The sequence below is a fragment of the Streptomyces niphimycinicus genome (genome assembly GCF_018883605.1).
In the GTDB taxonomy this organism is placed as follows: Bacteria; Actinomycetota; Actinomycetes; order Streptomycetales; family Streptomycetaceae; genus Streptomyces; species Streptomyces niphimycinicus.
Map to the genome: position 1 here is coordinate 1 of NZ_JAHLEM010000126.1, position 1924 is coordinate 1924.

2 protein-coding genes and 1 pseudogene are annotated in these 1924 nt (G+C 70.3%); all 3 read right to left on the bottom strand.

Features of this window, described 5'->3' with window-relative positions:
• Window positions 1-276 (bottom strand): aldehyde dehydrogenase family protein (locus KN815_RS13925; RefSeq protein WP_216342207.1); only part of this gene is annotated, 276 nt, incomplete at its 3' end.
• Between the two features lie 565 nt (window positions 277-841).
• A pseudogene (locus tag KN815_RS13930) lies at window positions 842-1081 on the bottom strand (transposase); the annotation flags it as partial.
• Window positions 1082-1709: 628 nt separating this feature from the next.
• Window positions 1710-1924 (bottom strand): hypothetical protein (locus KN815_RS13935; protein WP_372458346.1); only part of this gene is annotated, 215 nt, incomplete at its 5' end.

Genomic DNA, 1924 nt, shown 5'->3' on the forward strand with positions numbered 1-1924 from the left:
GACCGCGGGGTGGACGGTGAGCCGGGCGCCCAGCTCCGTGCCGCCGCCCACGACCGCGAAGGCGCCGACGGGCAGGCGGGCGTCGAACGGAGTCGCCGCCCACCCCGGGAAGGCGCGGGCCGCGTCGTCCAGCACCGCATCGAGCTGCTCGGGCGTGCGTCCCGGGGCGTGGGCGAACACCTCGCCGAGCGCGGGGTTCTCCACCGGCGCCGGTCCATAGCGCGTGACCCCGGCCGAGGGCGCGCCGAGGGCCGGCGCCGCGGCGCGGGCGGTCACCGGGCACGCCCCGTCCGCGGTGGCACCCGGGCAGGGCCTGAACTCGACTGGTCGATGGGCGAGTCGGACTACGGATACGGGCATATGCTCCCGCCAGAAGAAGATCGCATCGGGACAGTGGCCGACTGAGGAGGGCGCGCCGGTTTACGGGGCGCCAGGGCAACTCTGCGCGCCGGCGCCCGTCGGCACTGCCCACGGTGTTCGGGCGAACCAGGCCCGACGGTCGATGGTGGACGGTGGCAGCGGGCCCTTTCGCCAGGCACACGCGGCGTGGCTGCCGGGACGGCGAACCCGGCAGGTCACTGCCCGGCGTCCGCTGCCCGATCGCCGCGTACTGCCTGGCCTGCCGTGTTGCGTGGGCGGCCCGGAGAACAGTCTTGACCAGCGCCGGTGATCGAGCCACCCCCACTTTGGGCTATGGCCATCCGGCTACACCGAACGCCCGGTCCGATGCGCCGGGCAGGTGGCGCGCCATACGGGAGGCATGAGAACGGCGGACTTAGACGTCATCTCATGTGGGCGCGCCGCGCGAGCCGAGCTCGTCCAATACCAGGCGATGCAGCTACGCCCACACCCGGGCCTTCGACCACTCCATGAACCGGCGGTGAGCGGTGGCACCGGACGGGCCGAACACCGGCGGGACCTGCGCCCACGTGCAGCCAGTGGTCGCCACGAAGATGATCGCGGCCAGCGCCTCACGATCTCCGTACCGGCGCCGGCCGCCGCCCTGTGGACGCGTCGGCACCTCCGGAACCACCCGCTGGAACAACTCCCACAGCCCGTCCGGCACCAGTCGTTCGACCATCAACACACAGCCAGGCTACCGGTACTCCCAAATGAGATGACCTCTGAAAACTGCCGCTTGCCACGGTACGGCGATGCGTAGCGGAGCGGTTGGCTAGAGCGAGAAGGACCCCCGCAACCGTGCGACCGGTCCGGGGGAATGGCCAACGCCGCGAAGGAGCGTCAACATGAGAGAGCGCATCGCGGCCGGAGAACGTTTCCCGATCGTTTGGGACACCGACCCTGTGCCGCTGTACGTCCTCCGGAGCGAGCAGCAGCGAGCGCCGGGGGCAGTGCGGTGAGTGAGAACACTCCTCCGGCCCAGCCGCGGGAGACGCAGCAAAACGCGCCCAAGCCCTCAGCCCAGAAGGAGTTGGACCAGCGTGCGGAGACCCTGAAGAAGAAGATCGACAAGCACCTTGGGCGGGGAGGGCGGACCCGATGACCTCATGTGCCGCGTGCACCCGGCTGAAGACGCCGCCACGGGGCGTCTGGGCGTTCTTCAAGCCGTCTGTGACGTCGATGACCCCGTTTCCAGGGCGGGCGGAATCGACACCCGCCTCCGGCTCCTGGCTGGACGCGGGTGTTTGTCGTTTCGGCTCTCTCCTGGGCTTCTCCCTTCGCCAGAGGTTCGGTGGTCGGGATCTGGATCAGCCGATCGTGATCCTTTCTGCTCGTGGGGTGTCCGCGGTCAGGGATCTGGCCACCGGGTCATAGATCAGCGAGATCGCCTCACTGCGGAGGTGCGCGACAGCGTCGGCCGACGAGAGCGGCGCTGCACTCGCGATCAGGGCCATCGGCTCGGCCCGTCCGGGTCGTGGTGCGACCGCGATGTCCTCGACGCGATCATGACCCGGCGGATGAC